Origin of the sequence: Modestobacter marinus (genome assembly GCF_019799945.1) — a bacterium.
GTDB classification, from domain to species: domain Bacteria; phylum Actinomycetota; class Actinomycetes; order Mycobacteriales; family Geodermatophilaceae; genus Modestobacter; species Modestobacter marinus_B.
On record NZ_JABGCH010000108.1, the window covers coordinates 1 to 1300 of the forward strand.

At 70.1% G+C, this 1300-nt stretch carries 1 pseudogene; it reads right to left on the bottom strand.

Annotated elements, in window-relative coordinates:
* Positions 1-47 precede the first annotated feature (47 nt).
* Positions 48-1237, bottom strand: a pseudogene (locus tag HK417_RS24285) (IS3 family transposase).
* Between the last annotated feature and the right edge of the window lie 63 nt (positions 1238-1300).

Genomic DNA, 1300 nt, shown 5'->3' on the forward strand with positions numbered 1-1300 from the left:
TGGAGTTGACCCGGTCCCGTGGTCACCTCGCTTCTGCGGCCTGAGGTTCAGGCTGCGGTGGTGAGAGTGTGCCGTGCTTCGAAAGTCGCCGGGGCGATCTGGCCGAGAGCTGAGTGGCGCCGGCGCGGGTTGTAGAACGTCTCGAGGTAGTCGAAGACGGCGAGCTTGGCCTCGCGTCGGGTGGTGAAGCGCCCGGCGGGCTGCTGGTCGAACAGCTCGCACTCCAGCGTGGCGAACACACTCTCGGCCAGGGCGTTGTCAAAGCAGTCCGCGACGCTGCCCATGCTGGCCAGCGCGCCGTGTCGGCGCAGCTCCCGCTCGAGGGCATGGGAGCTGTATTCGCCTCCGCGGTCGCTGTGGTGGATGACGCCCGGCACATGGCCGCCGCGGCGGTGCACCGCCATGGCCACGGCGTCGACGACCAGGTCGGTCCTGCGGCGTGAGGCCATCGACCAGCCGATGACCATGCGGCTGAAGACGTCGGTGACGCAGGCGAGGTAGAGCCAGCCCTGCACCGTCGGTACGTAGGTCACGTCGGCGACCCACAGCTGGTTGGGCGCGGTGGCGACGAACTTGCGGTCCACCCGATCCGGCGCCGCCTCGGCCTTCGGGTCCGGTCGGGTGGTCGACAACGGCTGCTTGCGCCGGTGGCAGCCGACGATTCCGGCCTGGCGCATCAGCCGGGCGACGCGTTTGCGCCCCACCCGCACACCGGCCTCGGCGAGCTCGGCGTGGATCCGCGGCGCGCCGTAGACCCGGCGGTTGTCGTCGAAGGCGGTGCGGATCTGCTCGGTCAGCACCGCGTCGGCGACCGCCCGCGCCGAGGGCGGACGGGACAGCCAGGCGTAGAAGCCCGACCGGCTGACCTTGAGCAACCGGCACAGCACGGCGACGTCGTGGTGGGCCTTCTCCCGATCGATGAAGGCGAACCGCGTCACCTCGTCGACTCCGTCACGAAGAAGGCCGCCGCTTTTTTCAGGATCTCCCGCTCGGTTTTGAGCTTGGCGTTCTCCCGGCGCAGCCGGGTCAGCTCGGCGCGTTCGGCGGCCGTCAGCGGCAGCAGCCCGCTGCTGTCGGGCTCGCCCCGCTCGGCGCGGTCGGCCTTGACCCAGTTGCCCAGCGTCGTGTCGTTGATCTGCAGGTCACGAGCGACCTCGGCGACCGTCTTCCCGGTCGCTCGGACCAGCTCCACGGCCTGCTCCCGGAACTCCGGGGAGAACTTGCTCGGTCGGCCCATCAGGACCCCTTCCTCGGGCGAGACGCCCAAGCTCAGGGTGTCCACCGAAGCGGGTTAACTCCA